We start from the raw sequence: 25,959 nt of genomic DNA on the forward strand, positions 1-25,959 counted from the left end.
AGGAGCAGTGAACCGCCGAAGGTGGATGCCACTGTGCGAATCCTCGTTCCATTCATTGGTCACCTCGATTTCTTCTCGTTTTTTCTCATTGGAACCTCGTTGTCGTTTCGGCGTCGCAGTATTGTCCTGAGTTTCCTACTTCGAAGATGCGGTCGGCATTCTCTTCGTGATTGCAGTCGGTCAAATTCCCCGGCTCAATGGCGTCGCCTTATGGAGCGGCCCGGCTACATGGACATCGCACCAATGCCTATGGGTGAAAGTACAATGTTCACCGCCAGTGAAATGCTGGCTGTCAGCCGTAGCGATCTAAGTGCTCCCCAGTTGCGGGTTTTAGAGTAGAAGATCCCCATGATCAGTGGTGCCACATACGCGAGTAGTAAGTAGGTGATCATCGAGATGATGGACATCGGACCTGCTCCGCCCTCAAGGCCGCTTAGCATCAATGAGATGCTGACGACGATTCCGATGTAGCCCATGACGCAGGCGATGAGTAGTGCCAGTATGGTGGTCATCACCAATAGTAGTGGCGTGCCAGCAATGCGTTCGAAGGGTTGTCTCATTAAACGCTTCCCAATGGCGCATAACCGTCCGTTGCCATGTAGTCGAAGTTGGTTTGGATGTTTCCGGCGAATTTTGCCCAAGTTTCGTGCGCTATGAAGAAGTTTATATCCCGGACTCCCCACGCGCTTGTTAGGAGGCTTCCACCGGAGGATGTGTCTACGTGAAGCATTGTATCTTCATTGGCCCCCGTGCAGAAGGTGAATGTAATGGCCCGTCCCGCACCTTCGGGGTGACCCTCTCGTGCCACGAACTGGAAGGAGTTGCTCGATGTATTCGTTACGCGCACGGGGAAGGGTAACATTAATTGATGGAGATCAAGGGATTCGCCTGCTTGGAAATTGTCAACGCAGCCACTGATCGGAAACAGGAATGCACAATTCGCTCGTGTGTAGCTGGCCAGCTGGTCAGGCGTCCCCAGGGCACCGAGGTCATACGAATAGTGATAAGCGTCCAGACCAGTCCGGTCTGCTTGGTTCAACGGATCATTCTGCCCGTACTGGTAAGGCTGTGCCGTTACAGATTCAAGTGGGTCACGGCTTAGGAACTGCGCGGTCTCGGGATCGTAGTATCGGGCGCGGAGGTAGTACAGGCCCGTCTCAAGGTCCTGAGCCTGACCGTTCCATCGAAGAGCCGTGTCTGCTGCGCCGGTCTTCTTGATCAGATTGCCGTATGGGTCGTAGGTGTAACTCGCGGCGGCGTTCCCAGCGGCATCGGTGAGTAGGCGTGTAGAGCCGTACCGGTCGTGCTGGAAGTAGAGGGCTGTGCCTTCCGGATCGATCTGCTCAAGGGGGTTGCCTGAGTCGTCGTAGAGGTAGCTGACGGTCCCGTCGGTGAGCATGAGCGGCATAATCCCGTGCATATCCCAGGCGTAGCGTGCCGTGTCTCCGCCCGCTGGGGTCCGAGAAGAGCGGAGGCCGTCGGCGCTGTAAGTCGCGCTACTCCCGGTGGCATCTGTCAAGCGGCTGGCTTCGTCCCAGGTGTAGGAAGCCGTGGTTCCATTGGGGCCTGGGCCGCTGGCGCGGTTGCCCTGGGCGTCATAGGTGAGGCTTGTTTGGTTGCCGTTGACCGTGAAGGTGGCTGGCTGGCTGGCTGTGTCGTAGGTGAGGGTTGCGCCGTTGGCGAGGGTGGTGGGGTTTCCTGTTGGGTCGTAGGTGTAGGCCCCTGACGCGGTTCCCTTGAGCTGGTTGAGGGAGGTGTAGGTGTAGCCGGTCTGGCCGCCCGTGTTTGTTTCGCCGGTGATGTTCCCGGCGGTGTCTCGGGTGTAGGTGAAGGAGCCGAGGGCGGTGTTCCCGGGGCCGGTGTCGGTGATTCCGGTGATTCTTCCTGCCGCGTCGAAGGATGCCGCCGCGGTGACTCCGTTGGCGTATGCGGTGCTGGTGGTGTTGCCGTCGGCGTCGGGGGCGAAGGCGGTGGTGTGCCCGTTCCAGTCGGTGATCGCGGTGAGCCGTCCTGCGTCGTCGTAGGCGCGCGTGATGGTCTTGCCGTTCGGGTAGGCGATGGCTGTGAGGTGCCCTGCAAGGTCGTAGGTGTAGGCGGCCGTTTGGCCGTTGCTGTTGGTCTGCCCGGTGAGGCGTCCGAGGGAGTCGTAGGTGCTGGTGGTGGTCCCTGTCCCGTCGGCTGTCGTCGCCTCGAGCCCGGTCGGGGTGTAGGTGAAGGTCTCGGGCGGCGTGGTGCCGTCAGAGTATGTCGTGCCGGTCTTGCGTCCGGCTGCATCGTACGCGGTGGTCGTTGTCCTTCCGGAAGGGTCGGTGAGGGTGGTGCGGTGTCCTGCGGTGTCGTAGCCGTAGGTGGTGGCCCGGTTGAGGGGGTCTGTTGATGTGATCACCCGGTTGAGGGAGTCATAGGCGTAGGAAGTGGTGTGGCCGGCGGCGTCGGTCTGTGTGGTGGCGTTACCGTCCGGGTCGTAGCCGGAGCTGGTCGTAGTGCCGTCGGCCCTGGTGACAGTGGTGGGGCGGTCGAGAGCGTCGTACGCCGTGGTGGTGGTGTGCGAGAGCCCGTCGGTCGAGCGAGTGCGGTTGCCGTCGGGGTCGTAGGCGTAGGTGAAGATCGAGTTGCCGAGCGCGTCGACCGCTGTGAGGGGGCGGCCCTCGGCGTCGTAGGTGTATGCGGTGGTGTTGCCGCGCGGGCTGACGGCGGTGAGGCGGCGGCCGAGGACGTCGTAGGTGTACTGTGTCTTGTTGCCGAGGGCGTCGGTGCTGGTGGCGAGGTCGCCTACCGCAGTGTAGGTCAGCGTGGTGGTCTTGCCGTCAGGATCTGTGACAGAGGTGGTGTCGCTGGGGTGCGCGCTGTCCGCATGGCCGTAGGCAGTCGTCGCAGCCTGGGAGGTTCCGTCCAGTGGCGTGGACGTGCTGAGCAGGTTCCCTGTCCGGTCGTAGGCGTAGGTCGTGGTGACTCCGGCTGCGTTGGTTGCCGAGATGCGGTCGTTGAGCGCGTCGTAGGTCCAGGACAGATGGTTGCCGTCCGGGTCGGTGGCGGTGAGCATGTTCCCGGCGCTGTCGTAGGTTGCAGTGCTCGTGTGGCCGAGCGGGTCTGTGGTCTGTGTCCGGCCCATGGTGTTCGGGTCGTAGGTGTAGGTCCAGGTGGCCGCTGATGGGGTTCCTGCCCCCTTGACCATTTTCACGATCTGGCCGGCGGCGTAGGTCTCGACGGTGGTCCGTCCGCCTGGCGAGACGATTGTGGTGCCGTCGGCGGCGTAGCTGAAGGTTGTGGTGCCGCCTGCGCGGTCGGTCTGGCTGGTCACCCGGCCGAGGGCGTCGTAGACGTTGGTCGTCGTGTTGCCACGGCGGTCGGTCAGCGCGGTGAGCTGGTTGAGGTCGTTGTAGCTGTAGGAGCTGCCGGCCCAGGCCCGGTCCTGGCGTGCGGTGAGCCTGCCGTCGGTGTCGTAGTTGTACCAGACGGAGTGCATGCTCTGGTCCTCGGCGCCCCAGATCTTGCCTTGGGTGTTGTAGATGAAGGAGATCCATCTTCCCGAGGCGTCGGTGGCGGTGGTGATCTGTCCGGCGCTGTTGCGGGCCAGGGTGGTGGTGTTCCCATTCAGGTCGCTGAGGCTGTTGAGCAGCCCATCCGCGCTGAACGAGAAGGTCTCCTTGGCCCGTCGCGTGTAGGTCCAGGTGCCGTCGGCGTTGTGGGCCAGGGCGGCGAGGACGCGGGGTGGAGCGTGGTAGGCGCCGTTGGCGTCGGGCGTGAAGGTGACGATGGAGCCGTTCTCCTGGTGGACGTCGACGGATTTGTCGGAGTTCGTCGTGAGGGACATCCCGTAGTTGAAGGACCAGCCGTAGCCGAAGGGGCCGTCGGCTGCGGCGAGCTGGGACGAGTAGGAGCGGGTGACCTCGAGTCCTGGGCCGCGGCCGGGGACGGTGATGTCTGTCTCGTTCTCGAAGAACTCCCCGTTGTAGGTGTTGACGGGGTCTCCCTCGCACTTCTGACAGGTCTGCTCGGCCGGGTTCGATCCTGCCGCGGTCTCGTGTGCAGCGGTCGGGCCGGCTGTTCCCACGGTGTTGGTGAAGACCAGGTGGTCGCCGGAACCGTACGCGCTCGTGCTCTTGCCGGCCGCGGCGATGTACTGGTGCCCGGTGTCGCTTGTGGTGACAGTGCAGGAGGCGCCGGTGATGCAGGAGGCCACTCGGGGGTACCCGTCCTGGGAAAGGTCATAGATCTCAATTGCAAGGCCTGTGTTGTCGACCGCGTAGTTCGCGGTGGCCGTGAGGGTGTTCCCGGATGAGGCCAGGCTCTCGGTCCAGACGGGGGCGGTGAGCGGGTCTGATGTGGCCTGGGCCCCCGGGGCGATCCCTGAGCCGGTGTAGGGCGGGGCGGCCACGGCGACGTATTTGGCCTGCTTCTCGGCCGGCGCGCCGGTCCACGAGCAGGAGAGGGCGGTCGGGCAGGAGGCGAGCAGCTGTGGGCCGCCGGGGCCGGTGGTGTCGTAGATGAAGGTGGAGAGCCCGGTGGTGTCGGCGTTGTAGTCCCCGGAGGTGGTGAGGGTGAACTGTGGGCTCATGGTCATGTTCAGGTGCAGCGTCCCGATTGGCGGAGGCTGATAGGTGACGATGGTGCTGCCGCCTTCAACCGTCAGGTCTGTAAGGCTCTTGCCTTCGATCACGGTTCCGGTCAGGTCGATCGCCACGGGCGACCAGGCGGTTTCCCCGGCGGGGACCGCTGTGCTCAGGGAGCTGTCCCAGTTGGTTCCCCAGCAGTAGGGCTTGCCGTCGGCGAGCACGCAGGTGGCGTTGTCTGACGTGCCGATTCGCGTTGCCGTCTTCCCGGCAAGGACGCCCGAGGTGTCCACGGCCTTGGGATAGTACTCAGTGTTCTGGGTGTAGTCGGTGGAGGTGTAGGCGGTGCCGGTGCCTAGCATGCCGCCGGCACCGTCGCCCCAGCAGTAGGGCCTGCCGTCCGCGATGGCGCAGGTCACCCAGGTAAGCACGATGTCGGTGACGTCCATATTGGCGAGGTCTCCACCGACCGCAACGGGGACCTCTGACTGCGTGTTCGAACCGTTGCCGATGTCGCCCAAGTAGCTGGCGCCCCAGCAGTAGGCCCTGTGGTCTGCGATGGCGCAGGCGGTGTCCCAGCCCCCGGAGATCTTGGTGAGCTGCTTTCCTGCAAGTGCCCCGGTGGTGTCGACTGCGACCGGTGACTGTTCGAATCTGGCCGTCTGGCCGTTGCCGATCTGTCCCGAATCGTTGCCGCCCCAGCAGTAGGGGGCGCCGTCGGCGATCGCGCATGCGCCCGTGTCGAGCAGGGTGATGTCGGTGACGGTCTTGCCCGTCAGGAGGCCGCCGATTTCCAAGGGGACGTCGCTGATCTGACCGGTCCCGGTGACCCACCACTCGCCCCAGCAGAACGCCCGTCCGCTCGCGATAGCGCAGGTTGATCCATCGTTGGTCACGACCTTGGTCACGGTGGTGCCCGCCAGTGCCCCGCTTGTGTCTACCTTCGTCGGGGTCGGGCTGTCGTTCTCGGACCCGTTGCCGAGGCCGCCAGCCCAGCCTTCGCCCCAGCAGTAGAGGGTGCCGTCCTTGACTGCGCAGTTGTGGTACCCCGCGGAGGCTGTGGACATGAGGGAGACCGCAGCGCCTCCGAGGTCTCCACTGCCCACAGGGGATGGCCTGTCCACCGGAACGTTCTCGTTTCCCCGGCCGAGCTCGCCAGCATAGTTTCCGCCCCATCCTGCCAGCCCGTAGCCGGTAGGTGTGGCGTCGGTTGCGGGAACCGTGAGGGGGATCGCCGGTCCGGCGATTCTCCGAGGGACCGCAGCCGCAGGTGCCTTCCTCTGGAGCGGTTCGACTGTCGAGGCGACGCGTCCGGGCGTCTCGACGGCGTTCGCTGGCGGTACTGGTAGCGCTGCTGTGGTCATCACTGAAATCGTGAAAGCAGCAATAAGAGCACGCGACGCGAACACTGGGCCCCCCATTGACGAAGCGTCACTTCCAGGTGCCGAGAGCACCTGGGCGATGATCCTTCAGTAACAGGAGGAAATCCGCAAGGCCCGGATGACTCATCTTTTACATGTCCATTCGACAGGTCGATCAAGCGGGTGAGACGCCTGCCAGGAGCCCACTCCGGCAGCATGGCCGAGCTGGGGGAGGCCAGGAACCCAGTTGGAGCTTGCGTAGGATTGCCTCCCAATCGCCTGCGAATAGTGAACTTCCTATCAATAGGCGTCACCAGTAGAGGTGCTGGAGCGGTTCGCCCCGACCCTGCAGTACTCGATCGACGAGGCCTTCCTCCTCCTCGGCCCCCGCACCGCCCAGACCGACCTGGCAGCCTTCGGCCAGGAGGTCAAGGACGCCCTGCGCCGGCTCGTCGGCGTCCCCGTGTGCGTCGGGATCGCCCGCACGTACACGCTGGCGAAGCTGGCGAACAGGACCGCGAAGAAGCTGCCCGTGTTCGACGGGGTATGCGTGTGGGACTCGACCCGTCCCGAGTGGTGCGACGCCCTGTTGTCCCGGCTGCCGGTGTCGGAGGTGTGGGGCATCGCCTCCCGGCTCGAGCGGCGCCTGGCCGCCCAGGGCATCACCACGATCGCCGACCTGCGCGCTGCGGACCCGGTCGCGATCCGGGCCCGGTTCAACGTCGTCGTCATGCGCACCGTCCTCGAACTCCAGGGCACCCCGGCGGTCACGCTCGAGGAGGAGCGGGTCGGGAAGGAGCAGCTGATCTTCTCCCGCTCCTTCTCCGAGCCGGTGACCACGCGGGAGGGGATGCGGCAGGTCCTCTCCGTGTACGGGCAGCAGGCCGCCGCCCGCCTGGTCAGGCACCGCCAGAAGGCGAAGCTGCTGACGGTGTTCGCCGGCACCAGCCACTTCGCCGCCCAGCGCGACTTCCCGAATATGCTCGTGCCCCTGCCGGCCCCGACCTCGGACCCGGTCGTCCTGGCCAAGGCCGCCGGGCGGATCCTGCCCCTGCTGCACGAGGGCACCCCGTACGCCAGGGCCGGGATCATGCTCACCGACCTCCGCCCCGCCGACGGGCAGGCGGCGTTCGAGCCGTTCCGGTTCCGGCACGAGGACGAGGGCATCGCCGAGCTCGTCGACCAGGTCAACCGCAAGCTCGGCGGCGGCTCCCTCGGGCTCGGCCACGGCGGCCTCCGCCCCGGCCCCCAATGGCAGATGAAGCGCCAGAAGCTCTCCCCACGGGCCACCACCCACTGGGACGAGCTCGCCCTCGTCAAAGCCAGCTGATCCCGCCCCCGCAGGGATGCGGCTGGTACCGTCGATCCGTCGCAATCACACCCCTCGCCGGGGGAGTAGACGCGCAAGAACGACGAAGCCCCCAGCCGCCCCTGTCGGCTGGGGGCTTCGTCGTCTCCGTGGGCGGATCCACGCCGTCACCGCGCTCGTGTCGGCGCGGCGGCCCCCGCCTCGGTCACGTGCGCTGCAGGACCGTCCGAGGAGCGGGGCTCTGCGAACGACCGGCTTGGAACCACGGCAGAACGGGCAACAGGGGAACATGGCCATCACCGAGGATGCCGGCAGCCGGACAGGCACAGAGCCTAGGTCCGGCCCTGAGAAGGCCGCGGCCGCTCGCATCGCCCTCGCGTTGGCCGCGGTCTCCACCGCGGCCGGGGCCCTCATCCCTGCACTCCTCACGCAGCTGCGCTGACACCACCCCCTCGTACCACGGGCCCGAGCGTCCACAGGGGTGCCCCCTCGGGCCCGTCCAGCCCCAGCCAAGCGGCAACCTCGCCCGACTGACGTCCCCCCTATCGGCTCCCTTGGCCTTGACATCGTTCCGTGCCCTGAATCACACTGTACCTACTGATAGTTTCTATCACAGAATGATACTCCCTGATGGTCTCCAGCCAATGGCGGCTCCCGATCCGAGGAAACATGTCAATGAAGAAATTGATCCGCAGTACCGTCACCGTGGGCGCCGTCGCGTCCCTGGCCCTCGCGCTCGGTGCGTGCGGGAACAGCACCTCCGCCAGCAGCGCGGCCGGTGCGTCGGGCAGCGCGGACCCGAGCCTCTCCAAGCTCGTCCCGGACGACATCCGTGCGAAGGGGACCCTGGCCGGGGGTGCCTCGTTCGACACCCAGCCGATGAACTTCTACGCGCCGGGCAACAAGCCCGACGGGGTCCTGATCGACCTCCTGAACGGGGCGGCCGGGAAGCTGGGCCTGTCGATCAAGTGGTCGCAGATCCCGTACGCGGGCCTCGTCCCTGCGCTGCAGTCCAAGCGCGTCGAGATCGCCGGTGCCCAGATCAGCAAGACCGCTGAGAACAAGGGCGTGGTGAACCTCCTGGCGTTCTACAAGGCCTCCTCGAGCCTGCTGGTCCCGGCGGGCAAGCAGTACGCCGCGGACACCGATGCGTGCGGCACGCGGTTCGGCCTGACCACGGGCTCGACGGTGAACAAGAACATCGCCGACTCGATCAACAAGGAGTGCAGGGCCGCGGGCAAGCCGGAGCTGCAGTACCTGTACTTCCAGAGCTTCAACGCCGGCGAGGACGCGATCAGGGCCGGCCGGATCGACTCCTTCCTGAACTCCACCCCGCAGATCCAGCTGGCCGTCAAGGCCGACAAGAGCGTCGCTGCCACCCTCGTGGGCAAGCTCGCGACCCGCGAGACAGGCGTCGCCCTCCCGAAGGAGTACACCCAGCTCACCGAGGCATTCCAGGCAGCCTTCAACGCCATGATCGCCGACGGGTCCTACAAGAAGATCCTGGACAAGTGGGACCTGGGGACGATGGCCGTCGACAAGGCCGAGATCAACGACCAGATCCCGATGTGATGGAGCAGGCCCTCATGCAATCCTCAGTCAACCGCCCAGACAGCCTCCCGGCGCCCCCGGCGCAGGGCCTGCGCGGGCAGGTGCCCGACACCGTGGCCGTGAAGAGGCACTACGGCCGCTGGCTCGCCGTCGCCGTCCTCGCCGCGCTCGCGCTGGGCGTCGTGAAGTCCCTCGCCCAGAACCCGCAGCTCGCGTGGGACGTGGTCGGCCAGTACCTCTTCGACGGGCTCGTCCTCGAGGGGCTCGGCGAGACCGTCGTCCTCGCCGTCCTGTCCATGGTCGGCGCGACCGTGATCGGACTGCTCTTCGGGTTCTTCCGCCTCAGCACGAACCCGGTCCTCAGGACGCTGGGCAGCCTGTACGTGTGGGTCTTCCGCAGCGTCCCGGCCCTGATCCAGATCCTCTTCTGGGGGAACCTGGCCCTGTTCGCGCCCCGGCTGGGGCTTGGCATCCCCGGCACCGGCTGGACCCTCGCCTCAGCCCCCACGAATGATGTGCTGTCGCCCTTCGCGGCCTCGATCGTGGCGCTCTCGATCGCCAACGGCGCCTACCTGGCCGAGATCATCCGCTCGGGCCTGCTGTCCGTGGACGAGGGCCAGCACCTGGCCTCCTCGGCCCTGGGCCTGACCTGGTGGCAGGCGCAGCGGAAGGTCATCCTGCCACAGGCGCTGCGCGTGATGATCCCCCCTGCCGGGAACCAGTTCATCACCCTGCTGAAGGAGACCTCGCTCGTCTCGGTGATCGCCGGCGGCGACATCCTCTCCAAGGCCGAGAACATCTCCGGCTACAACCTGCGCACGATCGAGCTCCTGATCGTCGCCGCCATCTGGTACCTCCTCGTCACCAGCGCCGCGACCCTCGGACAGAACATCATCGAGCGCCGCACCGCCCGCGCCCAGCGCCAGCACAAGCGCAAGGGCCGCCCCGCCGAGCCAGCAGCGAGCGTCCAGGAGGCCACGCGATGAGCAGCGTCGACATCGTCAACGTCCACAAGAGCTTCGGCGAGAACGAGATCCTCAAGGGCATCGACATGCAGGTCGCCCAGGGAGAAGTCGTCTGCCTCCTCGGACCCTCCGGCTCCGGGAAGAGTACCCTGCTCCGCTGCGTCGACGGGCTCGTCATGCCGGACAAGGGGCACGTGTCGGTCGGCGGGACGCTGATCGGCCGCAAGGTGCATGGCGGGAAGCTCCACGACCTCAGCGGACGGGAGGCCGCCGGCCAGCGGGAGCGGATCGGCATGGTCTTCCAGCAGTTCAACCTCTTCCCCCACCTGGATGTGCGCGAGAACCTCGTGCTCGGCCCCCGCGCCCACCGGCTCGGCGCCAAGGCCGAGCTCGAGGAGAAGGCCCACGCGCTCCTGGGCAAGGTCGGGCTCTCCAGCCGCGCCAAGGCCTACCCCGCGCAGCTCTCCGGTGGCCAGCAGCAGCGGGTCGCGATCGCGCGGGCCCTGATGATGGAGCCGGACCTGATGCTCTTCGATGAGCCCACCTCCGCCCTCGACCCCGAACTGGTCGGCGAAGTGCTCGACACCATGCGCTCCCTCGCCCAGGACGGCATGACGATGATCGTCGTCACCCACGAGATGGCCTTCGCCCGCCAGGTCGCCGACCGCGTTGTCTTCATGGCGGACGGGCACATCGTCGAGGATGCCGCCCCTGCCCTGTTCTTCGACAGCCCCGAGACCGAGCGTGCCCGAGCATTCCTCCGGCTCGTCTGACCTGCCCACCCCTGCACTACCGGAAAGACCGACCATGACACTGACCACCGAGCAGCTCAGCCACCGCCTCGGCGCGCTGCCCACCCCGAACATCGGCGATGCGATGGAGCGCCTCGGCGTCCTCGACTCCGCCATCAAGTCCGTCTGGGCCGGCGGCCGCCTGGCCGGCCCGGCGTTCACCGTGTGGACCCGCGCCGGCGACAACGCCTACATCCACCGCGCCCTGGCCGAGGCAGCGCCCGGCGACGTCGTCGTGGTCAACGGCCAGGGCGACGAGTCCCGGGCCCTGCTCGGGGACCTCATCGGCGCCCGGGCCCGCAACGCGGGGATCGCGGGCTTCGTCATCGACGGCGCCGTGCGCGACGCCGCCGGACTCGAGCGCGTCGGCATGCCCGTCTTCGCCCGCACCACCTCACCGGCCGGCCCCTACAAGAACGGCCCCGGGGCCCTCGGATGCGCCGTCGCCGTCGGCGGCGTCGCTGTCCTCCCGGGCGACATCGTCGTTGGCGACGACGACGGCGCGGTGGTCGTCCCGCGTGCCAGGGCAGAGGAGGTCCTCCTGGCCGCCGAGGCCGTCCAGGAAGACGAGGCCGAGCGGATGCGCACCATCCTCGCCGCGGCCACGGATGCGGAGGAGGCGGCATGCGCTGCACGGTGATCGGCCTCGGCGAAGCCGGGCGCATCTACGCCCGCGCCCTCCAGGGACTCGGACACGACGTCCTCGGGTACGACGTTGCCCCCATCCCCACCCCCGGCCTGCCCCGCGCCGCGAGCATGGCCGAGGCCGTGGGACAGGCCGACGCCGTGATCGTGATGACGACGGCGCGCGCCTCCCTGCCGGTCGCCCGGGACGCCGCCCCCCACCTCTCCCCGGGAACCCTCTACGCGGACTTCACCTCGGCCGCGCCGGGCGCCAAGCTCGCCCTCGAGGACGCGCTGCCCGCCGGAGCGGTCGCGGCCGACGTGGCGATCCTCGGCCCGGTGATCTCCCTCGGCGCCTCCACTCCCCTCATGGCGGCCGGCCCGGGGGCAGACCGGACCGCCGACCTCCTGCGCCCCATCGGCGCGCCCGTGGAGGTCGTCCACGGCGCCCTCGGGGACGCGATGGCCCACAAGCTCCTGCGCAGCATCGTCATGAAGGGCCTCGCCGCCGTCGTCTGCGAGGCCGTCGAGGCGGGACGCCGCGCCGGCTACGAGGACTGGGTCCGCGGCCAGATCGCCGCAGAGCTCTCCGGGGACGGGCAGTCGACCATTGACCGCTTCATCACGGGCTCGGCCAAGCACGCCTCCCGCAGGGCCGAGGAGATGGCCGCCGTGGCCGACTACTGCCAGGCCCTCGGCGCCCCCTCCCACATGAGCGCAGCCGCCCGGGACTCCCTGCGGGGCCTGGCCGGCTCAGCGCTGGAGAGCGCATGAGCGCCCTCTACACCCTCCAGGCCGGCGACCCATGGCAGCGGCGGGAAGTGGCCCGGGCCCTGCCCAGGCTCGCAGAGATCGCACCGCCCCTGCGCGAGCAGGCCGTCACGGCCTGGGCCAGCGCCTGGCTCTCCAGCACCCACAGCACGCTGGAGGAGATGCCCTACTCCCTCCAGGCCCCGGACTACCGGCTGCTGGACCACACCAACGAGGTCGCCGACACCGGGATCCTGCTCGCGGACTACGCCTGGGAGCACTGGGGAGTGGCCCTGGACCAGGACACCCTGCTGGCCGCGCTGCTGCTCCACGACATCGACAAGGCGCTCCTCTACACCCGCGACGGGGACGCGGTGGTCGCCGACAGGACCCGGGCCGGCCTGCCGCACGGCGTCCTCGGGGCGATGCTGCTGAAGGAGGCCAGCCTCCCGGACCGGGTCGTAGCACTGGTCGGCACGCACACCACCACCAGCCCCGTCAGGACCGAGGGCCCCGAGGCCTGGGTCCTCCACTACGCCGACCTCTTCGCCTGCGACCACGCCTTCGGCCAGGCCGAGGGCACCGTTCCCTTCTTCCAGCGAGTCTGAAGGACCCATGACCGAGACCCTCCCCACCTACGAGCGGCTCCTCCTGCGCAGCGACGCCCCGCCCGGCTCCAGCTGGGGCCTCTTCCCCGAGGACCCCGAACGCGGCATGGCCAACTTCGCCGGGCCCGACCAGGTCCTGCGGGGCCGGGCAGCGATCCGCACCGGTGCCGTGTTCAACCTCGACTACCCGGCCGACGCCTTCGAGCCCTCCATGTCGCGCAGCCGCAGGCCCCCGGCGCAGACCATGACCTCCGCGCACCCCGACAGCTTCGACGACGTCTGGGACGGCTACTGGCCCCAGGCCAGCAGCCATCTCGACGGGCTGCGCCACCGGCGCGCGCACGGGCACGGGTTCTACAACGCCGTGCCGGACAGCAGCGTCGCGGCCGGAACACCCCACTTGGGAATCCAGGCATGGGCACAGAAGCCGATCGTCGGCAGGGCAGTGCTGGCCGACGTCGAACGCCACCGCCGGGAGTCAGGCTCGCCCGTCGACCACGCGGCCGGCGAGCCCCTCGCGCTGGCCGACATCACCTCGACGCTCCAGGCCCAGGGATCCCCCCTGAAGCCCGGGGACATCCTGCTGCTCCACACCGGCTGGGCCGAATGGTTCCTCGGCCTCGATGCACCCGGCCGGGCGCAGGCCAAGGCCACGCGCCACACCACCGGCGTCGCACAGTCGGAGGAGTTCCTGGCATGGCTCTGGGACAGCCGCATCGCCCTGCTCGGCACCGACACCTTCGCGGTGGAGGCCCTCCCCGCCAGCGCGGACAGCCCGTTCCGCGAGACCTCAGGGGAGGACGGCGGGATGATGCACCAGGAGCTCATCGCCAAGCTCGGCTGCCCGCTCGGAGAGCTCTGGCACCTGGCCGGACTCGCCGCCGACTGCGCCCGCGCCGGACGCTACGAGGCCTTCCTCACCGTCAAGCCGCTCAACCTGCCCGGCGCGGTCGGGTCGCCGGCGAACGCCACCGCCATTACCTGAGCAGGACGCCGGCGCCATCACTTCAGAAGGACGCCGGCGCCGCGCCGGCCGCCTCCCTCAGGTGCGGCCGGCGCTCAGCGCATCCGGGCCGCGATGCTGGCCGCAGCGTTGACGACCTCGCGGGTCGCCGCGGCCAGCCGGTCCTCGGAGAGGTCCTCCTCCCGCCCGGACACCTGCACCACCCCGAGCAGGTCGCCGTCCCTCAGGCGGACCGGTGCGCTCACGGACACCGCCCCGACCACGCGCTCGTTGCGTGAGACCGCGTATCCCTGGGCGGCGATCTCATCGAGGAGCGCCGTGTACTCGGAGGCGGGGATCGCCGCGCCGCCCGCGGTCTCGATCTCCTCCATCCCGGCCAGGACCTCCGCCCGCCCCGCCCCGTCCATATAGGCGAGGAACACTTTGCCAGCCCCGAGGTGCAGCGGAAGCCGGCCGCCGACGGGGAGCTGGTAGCGCAGCGGGCTGCTGCCCTCCACCCTCGCCACCAGGACCCGGGCGGAGCCCACCCGCACCGACAGCGAGGCCGTCAGCCCCAGCGCGGCCGCGAGCTCCTGCAGGACCGGGGTCGCCGTCAGCACGAGGTGGTTGCCGACCAGGAACGAATGGGCGGCGGCAAGGGCGGCCGCCCCGACGCTGTACCCGGCGGAGTCCTGCGCGACGTAGTTCCGCCGCTCGAGCACCTTGAGGATCCGCTGGGCCGTGGCGATGTGGAGCCCCGTCCCGCGGGCGACCTCCGCGAGCCTGAGCGGCCGCCCGCTGTCCGAGAGGAGGTCGACCACGTCGAACGCCCGCTCCACCGAGCGCATGGTCGACCGCTCCTGGGCCGCGCCCTCGTCTGCCATGTTGCCTCCTAGGATCATCACGAAATCTACGCCACCGGCCCGCATCTCCCCGCCGATCCACCCCGGCCGCCGCGGGCCGGCCATCCGGTTGACAAGGCGCTATGGGCCGCATCACACTGGGATTGTTGTGATAATCACTATCATACGGTGATAATCGAATGCGAGGGCGTACGCTCCCTCCAAGGAAGAGAAGTCCCATGAAGCAATGGACCGAGGCGCCCGACGCCTCCACGGATGGAGCACCCATCAGCACCGTAGACCACAACCGAGGACCGGCGCGGGGGCCGGCCGTGTGGAGGACCGCCGTAGCCGGCGGTGCCGGCTCGGTCATCGAGTACTACGACTTCTCCCTGTACGCGAACCTCGCCATCTACATCTCCGCGGCGTTCCTGTCCCGCACGGATCCGTCCACCGCCCTGCTGGAGACGCTCGCCGTCTTCGGCAGCGGGTTCCTGATGCGCCCGGTCGGGGCCCTCTTCTTCGGCTGGCTCGGCGACCGCCACGGCCGCCGCACGTCGCTGCTCGTCAGTGTGGTCCTGATGGGACTGGCCAGCTCCGCCGTCGGCCTCCTCCCGGCCTACGCCACGCTCGGCGTCGCGGCGCCCCTCCTGCTGCTGCTCCTGCGCCTGCTCCAGGGCTTCTGCGCCGGGGGAGAGGCCAGCGGGGCCTCGACCTACATCGCCGAGACTGCCCCCGCCCGCCTCCGGGGCTTCTTCGGCGCCTTCAACCCCGCCGGCATCGCCATCGGAACCGCCGCCGCCGGGGGCCTCGCCGCCGTGGTCAGCTCCGTCGTCGGCACCGCGGCCATGTCCGAGTGGGGATGGCGCGTGCCGTTCCTGCTCTCGCTCCCGCTGTCCGTCGCCGTCCTCTTCCTCCGCAGCCGCCTTCCCGAGTCGGCGCAGTTCGCCAAGAACGTCCGCACCGGGGTCGCAGCGGCCAGCCCTTTCCGGTCCGCGCTGGAGGAGTGGCCAGCGGTCGTGAAGCTGGTCCTGCTCTCCTTCTCCATGACGTGCACCGGCTACGTCGGGCACGTCTACCTCAACACCTACCTCACGGCCCAGCTCCACCGTCCCGCCGCCGAGGCGCTGGGGACGAACTCGGCCATCACCGTCGTGTTCGCCCTGCTCATGCCGCTCGCCGCCTGGTCCTCCGACCGCTTCGGCCGGCGCCGGATCTACGCCGCCGCGATGGCCGGGTACATCGTGCTCGCCCTCCCGGCGTTCCTGTGGATGGCCCCCGGCAGCGGGGTCCCCTTGGGCCTGGCCATGGCGGTGTCCTTCATCCCGTGGGTCTTCGCCCAGGCCGTCGGCTACCCGCTCTTCACCGAGCTCTTCGGCTCCAAGGCCCGCATGACCGGGGTGGCCTTCGGCTTCGCCCTCGGCACGATCCTCGGCGGCGGCTTCGGGCCCTACATCGCCCAGCTGCTCACCACCGCAACGCACTGGAACCTCGCCCCCGCCGCCTACATGGCCGCCTCTGCACTCGTCGGACTCCTCACCCTCCGCTTCGTAGGCCGCTCCAAGATCGACGAGCCCGCAGCCGAGTCCGCCGCAGGCCCGGCGTCCAAGGGCTGACCATGGCCGAGCTGGCCGAAGTCCTCCAGGGAGCGATCGACCTCCACACGCACCCGTCCCCCGACATCGTCCCGCGTTCCCAGACCATCGCCGAGACGGCCGCCGACTTCACCGCAGCCGGCTTCGGCGGCTTCGTGGCCAAGTCCCACGTCGCCTCCACTGCGGGCCTCTGCGCTGCCTACAGCACTGGACCCCAGGCCCGGGCCATCGGGTCGATCGCCCTCAACCGCCCCGTCGGCGGACTGAACGCCGCCGCAGTGGAAGTCGCCGCCCTCCTCGGCGCCCGGGTGGTATGGCTGCCGACCGTCGACAGCCGCCGCCAGCGCGAGCAGGCAGCCGCTGCCGGCCCGGCCCCCGTCTGGGCCGACACCCAGGCAGAGCTGGCCCGTACGCCCGGCTACGGACCACCCGTCACGGTGCTCGAGGACGGCGGCGTGCTCCCGGCACTCCACGACATCCTCGACATCGTCGGCGAGCACAACCTGCTGCTGGCCACCGGCCATCTGGACTGCGAGGAGGCCTTCGCTGTCATCGACGCCGCCGCAGAGCACGGGATCGAGCGCATCATGGTCACCCACCCCGACCTCCCACGCCAGCGCATCACCCCCGACGCCCAGATCGAGATGGCACGCCGCGGCGCCTGGATCGAAAGGACCATGGCCTCCGTCCTCGAGGGCAAGCTCCCCCTCGGGCACGCCCTGCACGGCATCAGAGCCTGCGGCACAGGATCGACCCTCCTCACCGGAGACCTCGGACAGCCCCACAACGGCCCCATCATCGGCGGCCTCCGGCGATGGGCAGCAGCACTGAACGATGCAGGATTCCAGCAGGAGCAGATCCGCCGACTTCTCGTCGCCAATCCAAATGAGGCCCTCTCCGGCGGCTTCTGACCCACCTGACGCCCCGGCTGGAACCCACGTTAAGCAGGCACTCCTGACGGCCTTGAACCCGCGCAGCGACCGGCCCGGAGGTGAAACTGGCCGGGGTCCACAGGGACAAGTGCGCCTGCCTGGCAGAGCGCTCCGGCACTCAGCCGGCGCCCCCTTTTGCGGGAGGCCCGCAGCCTACTGCCTGTCGTGCAGGCCCTTCCGGGTGGTTCTTGCGTCCTTGTAGTGGCCGGTGATCACCTGCTCGGCCATCGTCTGCGCGACGGACTCGTGCTCGTAGCCCTGCCCGCCGTCGGTGGCGATGACGTTGCCATTGTCGGAGATGAGCCGCCATCCCCAGTTGCTGTCCGGGCGCTGGTACACGTTCAGTTCAGCCATGCCGGCCCACTTCCCGGATCCTGGGCGGGGCAAACCGTTGCCGGCCGACGTGCCCGGGGCGGGGTGCGGCCCGCTGAGCGGGCCTTGGCCAGGGCTGCGCCCTGGCATGTGGTCCTCGCTGCGCTCGGGCTGTGGCCCCGGGGCATGGCCGGTGCCTCCGCTTCGCTCCGGCCCCGTCGATGCCCCGGGGACGTTCTTCGTCTTTCGGCTGTCCTGCGGATTGTACGCACCCGCCCGGAACCGGCTAGCCCCTCCTTCGTCGGGGCCGCCACGCGTCGGGAATTCTGCTCCGGCGCTCCTTCGTCGCATGTTTCCTCCGCAGATTTCCCGGCGGCGCCGCCCTTCGGGTAGCCGGCCCCGGCCGGGCGCAAGCGAACAAGTTCGCCAGCCGGAATCTCAATGGGGAATGTCAATTCGCTGCGGGCTCGGTCAGTTGAGCCCGCGGCGCCTCACGGGAGGCCGTGAACGAGGAAGCCGGGACTGTGACGATGGTCCAGGGACAGCGGGGCGTTGGGGGTGGGATATGGCGGGCCTTGTCGGGGTCAGCGTTCCTCAGGGTGCGTACTGGAGTTCGCCGTGTCCGAAGGAGAAGTTCTCCTTCGGGACGGGGATGAGGGCTACGAACACGTCGTCAGGGCCGGATGCCGAGCGTCTGTGTCGTGTGTCGGCTGATGGCTGTGGTGAGTGCCTTCTTGTCTGCCAGTGGGCGTTCGGCGGTGAGCAGGACGGTGATGATGAGGGGTCGGGCTGCGCTGCATGCCCATGTAGGTGGGGGATTCAGGAACAGTTCGTTGGCCTGGTGTTCGGTGATGATGTCGAACTGGTCCTCTCTGGTATCTGCAGGGCTCGGTGGAGGGCTTGTGGAAGGGCGGCTGCGAGGTCCCTCTTCTGGTCTGAGGAGTAGCGGCCGGCGGGGATGTGTGCGTGGAAGACGGGCATGGTGCCTCCTTCGGGTAACCCGGTCGGGCCGGTTGATTTCAGCGGCCCGCGATCTCGGTCGCGGGCTCGTCGACGGTCTTCGGGGAACGGCTGCGGATGAGGAATGTGAGGGTCGTGGCGGCAGCGAGGGCTCCGGCTGCGCCCATCGCGGTCCATGCGCCTGGGTAGGCGGTGGGGTTGTCGCCCGTGGTGACGATCGTGATGAGGATCGCTACTCCGAGCGTGGCTCCGATCTGGCGGGCGGTGTTGATGACGCCGGTCCCGGCGGCGTACTCCTCATTCGGCAGGGACCTCGAGGCTCCTGCGAGGAATCCGGTCTGGGCCACTCCCGCTCCGGCGCCGGTGAGGACGAGGCCGGCGAGGAAGAAACTGGGCGAGGGAGATGCGGCGGACAGCGCAGCGGACCACATCGCCCCGCACGCCAGGAAGAGGGCTCCGCCGATCGCCGCGAACCATCTGGGGTCGAGCTTGGCCCGGCCCGCCCCGAGCGCGGTCGCTACCGCGGTGCCGGGACCGACGATGAAGGCCAACCCCGTCATGGCTGGACTCCAGTACCAGACGTTGGTCACCCACAGGGTTCCGCCCAGGAGCATGATGGAGAATCCGACGTAGAACGCCGCCATCCCCACGGCGGCCGCAGTGAACGGCATGCTGCGGAAGACGGCCAGGTTGATCGCGGGAACTGGGTGGGTCCGGCATCGGACGACGAACACGCCGAAGGCCGCGGCGCTGATTGCCAGGGCGGTCCAGAGCCAGCCGCTGGCAGGCGTCCATTCCGTCCAGTAGGACAGGGCCGTCACGAGGGCACCGACCGAGACCGCGAGCATGAGCGAGCCGACCAGGTCCGGCGCGCGCCCGCCTGTGCGGGCAGCCTGGCCCAGGCGTCTGGAGAAGAGCAGGGCCACCATTCCGATCGGGAGGTTAATCGCGAAGACCCACCGCCAGTCGATCTCGGTCAGGAGCCCGCCGAGGGCCGGGCCCAGGGCCGCAGCGACCGAGCCGGTGGCTGCCCACACCGAGACCATCCTCTTGTGCCGGTCCTCCGGGGCCGAGCTCAGCAGCAGGGCCAGGCTCGTCGGAACGATCACTGCCGCCCCGACGCCCTGCACGGCCCGCGCGGCGATCAGGGCGGCCACCCCGGGGGCGGCGACGGCGGCCAGAGACCCGAGGGTGAACACCGCCAGCCCGGCCTGGAACACGGTCCGCCGTCCGAGGCGGTCCGCGATCCGCCCTGCCGGTGCCAGAAGGGCCGCGAACGCCACACCGTAGGCATTCAGGACCCAGGACAGCTCCTGCGCAGACGCGCCGGCGAAGCTGCGGCTGATCCGGGGGAACGCGAGGTTGACGATGAACAGGTCGAGCGAGGCAAGCACGCTGGCGCCCAGCACGGCAACCATCGCCGCGGCCGTGCCACGGGGGGCGGCACCGTCTGGAGAATAAGTCTTCACCCCCTTAGACTATGGATATTAGATACCTTTAAGCAAGCTAATGTGGAGGAACTGAAGCGATATGCCACTGCGTTCCGATTGGTCCGAGAGGCCGTGCCCCATCGCCAGGGCAATCGATGTGCTCGGGGATCCCTGGACCCTGCTCGTACTGCGGGAGCTTGTCTACGGAGTCCACCGCTTCGAGGACATCCGGGCCAACATCGAATCCACGGACAAGACCTTGTCCGAGCGCCTCGAGCGGATGATCGACGCCGGCCTCGTCAGCCGCAGGCAGTACTCCGGAACCGTCAGGCCACGCTATGAATATCTCCCCACATCGGCAGGGCGGGACGCGCTGCCAATCCTCCAGTCCCTCGCCTTCTGGGGAGCAAAGCACACCGAAGCCCGCGACCTCGACCAGCCGTTCGCGATCGTGTGCCTAGCCTGCGGCCAGGAGACGCACCGTTCCGAGACCTGTTCCAGCTGCGGCGCCGAACTGACCACAGGGAACACCATCTGGATCCGCCCCACCACTCGCACCGGGTCCTGACCCGACACCTCAGCCTGGCAGGACTCGCCCGTGCGCCGGTCACAGAGCTCCACCAACTCGCGTGCAGACGCACCGGCTCAGCCAGGTCGGGGCGGTCAGGCTGCGAGGGCGACGTCGGGTTTCCGGTGTTGGAAGGTGGTCCCGTCGCGCAGGAGTGCCCAGATGACGTTGATGCGGCGGCGGGCGAGAGCGAGGACAGCCTGTTTGTGGTTCTTCCCCTCGGCGCGCTTCCTCTCGTAGTAGGTGCGCGATTCGGGGCAGTATCTTGCCGCGTTCTGGGCGGCGAGGAAGCAGGTGCGCAGGAGTCTGCGGTCGTAGCGTTTGGGGCGCCGGCAGTTGCCGCTTACCCTTCCTGAGTCCTTCGGTACGGGCGCGACGCCGGCTATCCCGGCGAGGCGGTCGGCGCTTGCGAAGCGGTCCATGGTCCCGCCGGTGGCGGCGATGAACTCGGCGGCGAGCTGTGGCCCGAAGCCGGGCACGCTCTGGAGGATCTCGAAGTGGGCATGCGCCTGGACCCTCGCTTCAATCTGGGCGTCCACCTCGGCGATCTGCTCGATGAGGGACAGGACGTCTTTGGCGATCCGCGCGACGAGTGCGGCGGCCGCAGTCTGTCCGACCACGGTCGTTGACTGCTGCTGAGCGGCCCGCAGGGCGGTCTCGGCAGTCTTGTCGGGGCGGTAGCAGCCCTGCTTGCGCAGCCAGGCCTCGACACGTGCCTGGCCGGCCCGGCGGATCCCCTCTGGGGTCTGGTACCTGGTCAGCAGGATGACGGCGGCCTTGCGCTGGGAGAAGTCGAATGAGGCCTCCAGCGCCGGGAAGTACTCGAGCAGGGTGGCTCGCAGCCTGTTGTACGCGCGGGTGCGGTCGTGGACGAGGTCGGCCCGGCGGGCCGTGAGCAGGCGCAGCTCGACGATCGTCTCGTCCTCGGCACGAACGGGCTGGAGGTCCCGGCGCATCCTGGCCTGGTCGGCGATGATCCCTGCGTCCTTCGCATCGGTCTTGCCCTCGCCGCTGTAGATGCGCGCGGCGTGGTGCACGGTCCGCCCCGGGATGTAGAAGACGGTCTGGGCGTGCGAGAGGAGGGCACTGATCAGCAGCGCCGCCGCTCCCTGGTTCAGGTCGGTGGCCCAATGGACCTCCCTGCCCTCGGCGAGGGCGAGGACATCGGCGATCAGGGCGAGGATCGCATCCTCGGTGTTCGCCAGCCGCGAGAGCAGCCGGCTCCCGTCCTGGTCGATGACCGTGCAGTGGTGGTGGGTCTTGCCTGCATCGATTCCGGCCCACAGTTCGGCCACAAGTACACCCTTCTCTCTTCGGTCTTCTGGAGGGCCCACGGACAACCACGCCGTCATTTCCTTACACAGCGATCGATGCGCATCTCTCAATCAGCGGTCGAGTCGTCGTGGGACGCAGGCGGCCATTCCGGCTAAGCCACGGCAACGGCGAAAACGAAGAAGCCATACCTGCACCCCTGGGCGGTCAGAAGCCTACGGAAGCCCCGGACCGGCACCTCAAACACCGTAAGGAAAAACGATAGGGGCGGGGGAGGGATACCGGCTGGTCACCACACCCTCCCCGCCTCACCGACCACAAGGAGACACACACCGTGGAAGCAACGCTCAAAGTCGACGGCCCCGCCTCGATGCTCGCCCACATCGACCACCAGTTCGGCCGCACCCCCTAGGACTCCCTCGTCCTGATCACCATCGGCCCCGATAAGCGCCTCGGCGCAGGCCTGCGGATGCTCCTGACCGCCGACCAGGACCCCGACGAGACCGCCGCCCGCGTCCTGCACCTCGCCACCGGCGCGACCACGACCGAGTCCGTCTTCGTCGCCGTCTACACCCCCGACCGGGAACAGGCCGCCGTCCTCGGCGCGCACGTTCACGAGCGCGCCGCGTGCCTGGGCATCGGCCTGCTCGCCAGCGTCCACGTCACCCCCACCGGCTGGGAACGGCTCGACCTCCCCGGACAGGGCGGCACCGCCGAGCAGGTCCGCGACAGCCTCGTCAACGCCGAGCTGGTCGCCCGCGGCTCCGTCGTCTTCGCCGCCGCCCCCGCCGACGTCCCCTTCACCGGAGCACCCGACGCGGCCGAGCGGATCGCTGCCGTCGCCCCCAAGAGCGCCCGCGCCGCGGTGGCGTGGTGGCACGCGGTGATCAACGCCGACCGGGTACTCCTGCCCGCCGACGCCTACCAGCTCGCCGCCGCCCTCTCCCGCGCCGACGAGGTCCGCGACCGCCTGATCGCCGCGACCATCGCCACGGGAACGAGCCCATGCCCGAGCTGCGGGACCTGCTGCTCGGCCGGCCCGGCACCGCCCCGGACTGGAGCCGGGCCGAGAAGGCCATACAGGCCCTCACCGGAGCCCTCGCCCACACCCCGGCAGGGCACCGAGCCGGGATCCTGACCGCCCTCGGCTGGCTGTCCTGGCTCCAGGGCCGCGGCACCGCCGCCCACGCCTGGATCAACCGGGCACGGCAGGACGAGCCCCGCCACCGCCTCGCCCTGCTCCTCGAGCAGCTCATCGACCGCGAGATCGCCCCCATCGCCCTCGACCTGAACGCCGCCTACCGCCGCAACCGCGCCTGACCCCACGACCCGCGGCCGCCCACACCGGGCGGCCGCGGGAACCGTCTCCTCGTGCCCGGGCGGGGCGGCCGGCCCGTGCGCCCCGCGCTCCGGCCCGGAGCGCGGCCCGACCCGGGCCGGCCGCCCCAGCGCAGCACCCGCGCCCTGGCCGCCGCGTGTTCGGCGGCTACCCTGAAGACCATGGACAACCCCGGCACCCCGGAGGGCACCCCCTTCGAGCAGGCACTCCAGAACGCCCTCACCGAGGCCGACGCCTTCGGCCAGCCCCACTTCGGGCCCACCGACATCGGCCGCCCGGCCAGCGACGAAACGGACCCCCAGGGCGCCGACTAGGCTCAGAAGCGATGGCCCCGCTCAGCGGGCGCCGGGCGCCAATTGAATAGAATTCCCCTAGATTTCCTGTGGTTGGGAAAACAAGAAGCGGGACGGCACATGAATGCGGTTTGTGGTGAACCGTGCCGTCCCGCTTCTTCGTCCCCGAATTCAGCGCACAGCGCGCCAATACACCGAGCTGACCATGACCCCGGCAATGGCCAGCACGACCCCGAAAACCACCATCAGCACATTCGGCTGATCGCCCAGGGCCCCAGCGAGGGCCATCCAGGCGGACTCGAGGACGATGACCGCGCCGATCCCCGCAGCGCACGCACGCGTCGCACCCTTCCGGGATCCGGCCGCCAGCCGCCGGCACGCCAGCGCCAGCAGCAGCACCACGGGGAGCCCCCACACCGCAGCAATTCAAAATCCGCTCATGCACCGATCCTCCCCCTGCCGGTCCGACAGAACTCAGGCCCCAGGACAACACCATGCACAGGACAGGCGCAGGCCACCGCCACGGCCAGGACAGGCGCCGAACCCACCCGGACCACGGGGCAGCCGCTCAAAGACGGCTTCATTCCGAGGACTCCCACAGGGGTGGCCATACGGCCGGACATGACGGTCCCACCACTCGCTGCGGAAAAGGGAAATTGCCATGAAGCACCATGCATTTGAACCGCCATAATTGGTCCGCAAAATGCAGGGACAGCCTTCACAATTGCGCGCCCATAAACTAGAATTGAAGCATGAAGACGGGGAGACCATTTCCCGGTCAGATCAGACGAACGAAACCATAATTGCTACGGAACCAAGGACTGCGACCATGGAAAACACCGGCCCCGCCATCACCCTCTACAGCAAGCCGGCCTGCGTGCAGTGCACCATGACCAAGAAGGCCCTCGACAAGGCCGGCCTTGCCTATGAAGAGGTGGACCTCACCGAGAACCCCGCCGCCCTCGAGAATGTGACCGAGGAGTTGCGCTATTCGCAGGCGCCTATCGTCCAGGTCGATGACGAGAGCCATTGGAGCGGTTTCCGCCCCGACCTCATCGCACGCGCCGCCTCTGCCCTCGGCGCCACCGCCTGAACCGGTGGAGAGCCGGGAGGAGGAGACCATGACCCAGTACACGCAGGAGCAGGACCAGGCCTGGATCGACGGGCGCACCACCCCGCCCGAGCCCACGCCACCGGCCCCGGTGGCACAGAGCACCCACCCCCAGGTGCACGCCCTCCAGCACGCCCTCGCCCAGCTGCGCGAAGCGCGCTACTGGCCCCAGGCAGACCCCGACATCCAGACTGCTGTCCGCGCGGCCGCCGCCGCGATCGCCGACGAGCTCACCCACCATGTCCACGAGGACAACGACACCGATCCCCGGAGAGCCGGCACCGCGGGGGAGACCGTCACAGTCACCGGCAACCTCACCGCCGCGCCACGGCTGGACCGGACGCCGGCCGGCACCCCCGTCGCGGACTTCACCATCGCCTCCACCCCGCGCACCTACGACCGCGTGGCGGGGCAGTGGAAGGACGGGGAGACCGCCTTCATCCGCTGCACCCTCTGGCGCGAAGCCGCCCGGCACGCCGCCGCTTCCCTGGCCAAGGGAACCCGCGTCATCGCCACCGGCACCCTCACCACCGGCACCTACCAGGCCAAGGAAGGCCAGACCCGCACCAGCCAGGAGCTCGACGTCGACGAGCTCGGCGCAAGCCTCCTCTTCAACCCCGTCACCGTCAGCCGGCCCAGCCGCCACCACAACCATCGGGCACAGGCCCCCGCAGAAGGGACGAGACAGTGCTGAACGTGACCGACACGACCACCGGACCCGATCCGAGCTGGTGGACCGACGAGTACACCGCCGTCCCCGACCCCATCGAGGCCGACACCGACCACTACTTCGACACCAGCGCCGAGGCCGCCGAGCACGGGACGCCCTGGGCCGTCCTCGAGAACCCCGACGCCTACACCAACGGGCCCATCACCCCCGGCCACTACGTCACCGCAGGCCACCACCCCGCCGCGGCCTACTACCTCTCCTCCCGCGAGCCCCTCCGCGACGCGGACCGCGGCACCTGGTTCCGCTTCTCCTGAACCCGGACCCCTCCCCGCACCACAGACACCGACCCACCAGCACCGGAGGAAGCACACCATGAGCGGAAAGCACACCACCCCCGCCGCGGGCGCCGAGCCGACGGCATGGACCCCCGAAGACCTCCACGAGGCCCACCGGCTCTCCCAGGCCGTGCTCCAGTGGGAATCCCAGCGGCGCGCCACGCTCGAGGAGATCGCGCGCAGGCCCCGCCTGTCCTTCGAGGAGGCAGTGGAGTGCCACGACACCGACGGCAGCGCCTACATCCTGCCCTGGCAGCTGAGCGAGCATCGGATCGCCAGGATGGTCGAGGCCGCAACCCTGATCCTGGGCCCCACCGAGGACGAGCTGCGCACCGCTGTGCAGGCCGTGACCGAGGCCGTCAGCGAAGCGGCCGCCCGCGCCGTCGCCGAGGCCCACCCCGACGCCGCCGTCCAGGCCGAACACGCCCTCTGGGGCACCCCCGCCCTGCGGTACGACGGGGCCGACCAGGAGCAGGCCGCCCTGTATGGGCGGGGGATCCCCTCCGACCACCTTCTCGAAGGCGCCCTCGCCTACACCCCCGGCGCCTTCATCGCCGCCGCCAGCATCCGCGCCCAGAGGACCGCAGCAGCCCAGAACCCCGAGCCCGCCCGCCTGGACGAGGAGAAGACGAGCGCCCTCCCCAGCCCGACCGCGGAGCCCGAGCTCACCGCCGCTGATATTGCCCAGATCCGTGCCCTGCAGGCCGCAAGCTTCCCCACCAGCCCCGGAACCCACCAGCCCCCGACCCGCACCGGCACCGCCGCCGGCACCGACCCGGCCACGACCCGGACACCGAACGCCGCCACGGCCCGCGGCCACGGACGCTGACCCCGCGCCCGGGGGA

General features: G+C 69.0%; 25 protein-coding genes. 18 read left to right on the forward strand and 7 right to left on the reverse strand.

What is annotated here, in order from left to right:
- Nucleotides 1-224: 224 nt before the first annotated feature.
- A complete protein-coding gene (locus SA2016_RS21280; RefSeq protein ID WP_141305592.1) occupies nucleotides 225-560 on the reverse strand; it encodes a hypothetical protein in 336 nt (111 codons plus the stop codon).
- Nucleotides 560-5,974 (reverse strand): RHS repeat-associated core domain-containing protein, encoded by a 5,415-nt coding sequence (locus tag SA2016_RS04025; RefSeq protein WP_084249290.1) that lies wholly within the window; start codon nucleotides 5,972-5,974, stop codon nucleotides 560-562. Before SA2016_RS04025 ends, SA2016_RS21280 begins: the two co-directional genes overlap by 1 nt.
- Nucleotides 5,975-6,236: 262 nt before the next feature.
- Between SA2016_RS04025 and SA2016_RS04030 the strand changes: the two genes are divergently transcribed.
- The 9 genes from SA2016_RS04030 to SA2016_RS04065 all read left to right on the forward strand — a co-directional run bounded on the left by SA2016_RS04030 (nucleotide 6,237) and on the right by SA2016_RS04065 (nucleotide 13,497).
- Nucleotides 6,237-7,244: a DinB/UmuC family translesion DNA polymerase gene (locus tag SA2016_RS04030; protein ID WP_066495541.1), complete on the forward strand. Its 1,008-nt coding sequence runs from the start codon at nucleotides 6,237-6,239 to the stop codon at nucleotides 7,242-7,244.
- Nucleotides 7,245-7,512: 268 nt separating this feature from the next.
- Nucleotides 7,513-7,665 (forward strand): hypothetical protein, encoded by a 153-nt coding sequence (locus SA2016_RS21285; RefSeq protein WP_157089105.1) that lies wholly within the window; start codon nucleotides 7,513-7,515, stop codon nucleotides 7,663-7,665.
- Between the two features lie 233 nt (nucleotides 7,666-7,898).
- A complete protein-coding gene (locus tag SA2016_RS04035; RefSeq protein ID WP_066495547.1) occupies nucleotides 7,899-8,795 on the forward strand; it encodes a transporter substrate-binding domain-containing protein in 897 nt (298 codons plus the stop codon).
- A 14-nt stretch (nucleotides 8,796-8,809) separates the two neighbouring features.
- The gene (locus SA2016_RS04040; RefSeq protein ID WP_169803044.1) at nucleotides 8,810-9,760 is read left to right on the forward strand and encodes an amino acid ABC transporter permease; all 951 of its coding nucleotides are present in this window, start codon (nucleotides 8,810-8,812) and stop codon (nucleotides 9,758-9,760) included.
- A complete protein-coding gene (locus SA2016_RS04045; protein ID WP_066495553.1) occupies nucleotides 9,757-10,512 on the forward strand; it encodes an amino acid ABC transporter ATP-binding protein in 756 nt (251 codons plus the stop codon). Before SA2016_RS04040 ends, SA2016_RS04045 begins: the two co-directional genes overlap by 4 nt.
- 34 nt (nucleotides 10,513-10,546) lie before the next feature.
- Entirely contained in the window at nucleotides 10,547-11,170 is a 624-nt protein-coding gene (locus SA2016_RS04050; RefSeq protein WP_066495556.1) for an RraA family protein, read from the forward strand.
- A complete protein-coding gene (locus SA2016_RS04055; protein WP_066495557.1) occupies nucleotides 11,155-11,928 on the forward strand; it encodes an NAD(P)-dependent oxidoreductase in 774 nt (257 codons plus the stop codon). The genes SA2016_RS04050 and SA2016_RS04055 overlap by 16 nt, the downstream gene beginning before the upstream one ends.
- Entirely contained in the window at nucleotides 11,925-12,512 is a 588-nt protein-coding gene (locus tag SA2016_RS04060) for an HD domain-containing protein (RefSeq protein WP_066495561.1), read from the forward strand. The genes SA2016_RS04055 and SA2016_RS04060 overlap by 4 nt, the downstream gene beginning before the upstream one ends.
- A 7-nt stretch (nucleotides 12,513-12,519) precedes the next feature.
- Nucleotides 12,520-13,497 carry a cyclase family protein gene (locus SA2016_RS04065; protein WP_066495563.1) on the forward strand — a complete coding sequence of 326 codons (978 nt, stop codon included), beginning with the start codon at nucleotides 12,520-12,522 and terminating at the stop codon, nucleotides 13,495-13,497.
- Nucleotides 13,498-13,571: 74 nt separating this feature from the next.
- Here SA2016_RS04065 and SA2016_RS04070 read toward each other — a convergent pair whose 3' ends face one another.
- Nucleotides 13,572-14,339 carry an IclR family transcriptional regulator gene (locus tag SA2016_RS04070; protein WP_066495564.1) on the reverse strand — a complete coding sequence of 256 codons (768 nt, stop codon included), beginning with the start codon at nucleotides 14,337-14,339 and terminating at the stop codon, nucleotides 13,572-13,574.
- 197 nt (nucleotides 14,340-14,536) lie between these two features.
- Here SA2016_RS04070 and SA2016_RS04075 point away from each other — a divergent pair, with 197 nt between their 5' ends.
- Both SA2016_RS04075 and SA2016_RS04080 read left to right on the forward strand, forming a co-directional pair.
- Entirely contained in the window at nucleotides 14,537-15,913 is a 1,377-nt protein-coding gene (locus SA2016_RS04075) for an MFS transporter (RefSeq protein ID WP_066495570.1), read from the forward strand.
- Nucleotides 15,914-15,915: 2 nt separating this feature from the next.
- Nucleotides 15,916-16,803: a DUF6282 family protein gene (locus SA2016_RS04080; RefSeq protein WP_066495571.1), complete on the forward strand. Its 888-nt coding sequence runs from the start codon at nucleotides 15,916-15,918 to the stop codon at nucleotides 16,801-16,803.
- Between the two features lie 174 nt (nucleotides 16,804-16,977).
- Here SA2016_RS04080 and SA2016_RS21715 read toward each other — a convergent pair whose 3' ends face one another.
- On the reverse strand, nucleotides 16,978-17,178 hold the full coding sequence (locus SA2016_RS21715) for a DUF1508 domain-containing protein (protein WP_066495578.1): 201 nt from the start codon (nucleotides 17,176-17,178) through the stop codon (nucleotides 16,978-16,980).
- A gap of 977 nt (nucleotides 17,179-18,155) precedes the next feature.
- Nucleotides 18,156-19,565 carry an MFS transporter gene (locus SA2016_RS04090; RefSeq protein WP_229710795.1) on the reverse strand — a complete coding sequence of 470 codons (1,410 nt, stop codon included), beginning with the start codon at nucleotides 19,563-19,565 and terminating at the stop codon, nucleotides 18,156-18,158.
- A gap of 118 nt (nucleotides 19,566-19,683) precedes the next feature.
- On the opposite strand from SA2016_RS04090, the gene SA2016_RS04095 reads away from it, so the two are divergent.
- Nucleotides 19,684-20,094 (forward strand): winged helix-turn-helix transcriptional regulator, encoded by a 411-nt coding sequence (locus SA2016_RS04095; protein ID WP_218030606.1) that lies wholly within the window; start codon nucleotides 19,684-19,686, stop codon nucleotides 20,092-20,094.
- Between the two features lie 95 nt (nucleotides 20,095-20,189).
- Here SA2016_RS04095 and SA2016_RS04100 read toward each other — a convergent pair whose 3' ends face one another.
- Entirely contained in the window at nucleotides 20,190-21,446 is a 1,257-nt protein-coding gene (locus SA2016_RS04100; protein WP_066495589.1) for an IS110 family RNA-guided transposase, read from the reverse strand.
- 389 nt (nucleotides 21,447-21,835) lie between these two features.
- Between SA2016_RS04100 and SA2016_RS04110 the strand changes: the two genes are divergently transcribed.
- Both SA2016_RS04110 and SA2016_RS21290 read left to right on the forward strand, forming a co-directional pair.
- Nucleotides 21,836-22,504, forward strand: coding sequence for a hypothetical protein (locus SA2016_RS04110; protein WP_066495598.1), 669 nt, complete (start codon nucleotides 21,836-21,838; stop codon nucleotides 22,502-22,504).
- A gap of 362 nt (nucleotides 22,505-22,866) precedes the next feature.
- On the forward strand, nucleotides 22,867-23,019 hold the full coding sequence (locus SA2016_RS21290; RefSeq protein WP_157089106.1) for a hypothetical protein: 153 nt from the start codon (nucleotides 22,867-22,869) through the stop codon (nucleotides 23,017-23,019).
- A gap of 150 nt (nucleotides 23,020-23,169) precedes the next feature.
- On the opposite strand, the gene SA2016_RS04115 is transcribed toward SA2016_RS21290, so the two are convergent.
- Nucleotides 23,170-23,400 carry a hypothetical protein gene (locus SA2016_RS04115; protein ID WP_141305593.1) on the reverse strand — a complete coding sequence of 77 codons (231 nt, stop codon included), beginning with the start codon at nucleotides 23,398-23,400 and terminating at the stop codon, nucleotides 23,170-23,172.
- A 427-nt stretch (nucleotides 23,401-23,827) separates the two neighbouring features.
- Between SA2016_RS04115 and nrdH the strand changes: the two genes are divergently transcribed.
- From nrdH to SA2016_RS04135, 4 genes are read left to right on the forward strand one after another with little or no spacing between them, the layout of a single operon-like run.
- Nucleotides 23,828-24,091: a glutaredoxin-like protein NrdH gene (gene nrdH / locus SA2016_RS04120; protein ID WP_066495604.1), complete on the forward strand. Its 264-nt coding sequence runs from the start codon at nucleotides 23,828-23,830 to the stop codon at nucleotides 24,089-24,091.
- 28 nt (nucleotides 24,092-24,119) lie between these two features.
- The gene (ssb, locus tag SA2016_RS04125; RefSeq protein ID WP_066495606.1) at nucleotides 24,120-24,803 is read left to right on the forward strand and encodes a single-stranded DNA-binding protein; all 684 of its coding nucleotides are present in this window, start codon (nucleotides 24,120-24,122) and stop codon (nucleotides 24,801-24,803) included.
- Between the two features lie 2 nt (nucleotides 24,804-24,805).
- Nucleotides 24,806-25,093, forward strand: coding sequence for a hypothetical protein (locus tag SA2016_RS04130; RefSeq protein WP_141305594.1), 288 nt, complete (start codon nucleotides 24,806-24,808; stop codon nucleotides 25,091-25,093).
- 58 nt (nucleotides 25,094-25,151) lie between these two features.
- Nucleotides 25,152-25,943 carry a hypothetical protein gene (locus SA2016_RS04135; RefSeq protein WP_066495611.1) on the forward strand — a complete coding sequence of 264 codons (792 nt, stop codon included), beginning with the start codon at nucleotides 25,152-25,154 and terminating at the stop codon, nucleotides 25,941-25,943.
- The last annotated feature ends 16 nt before the right edge of the window (nucleotides 25,944-25,959 follow it).

The sequence above is a fragment of the Sinomonas atrocyanea genome (assembly GCF_001577305.1).
Lineage (GTDB): Bacteria > Actinomycetota > Actinomycetes > Actinomycetales > Micrococcaceae > Sinomonas > Sinomonas atrocyanea.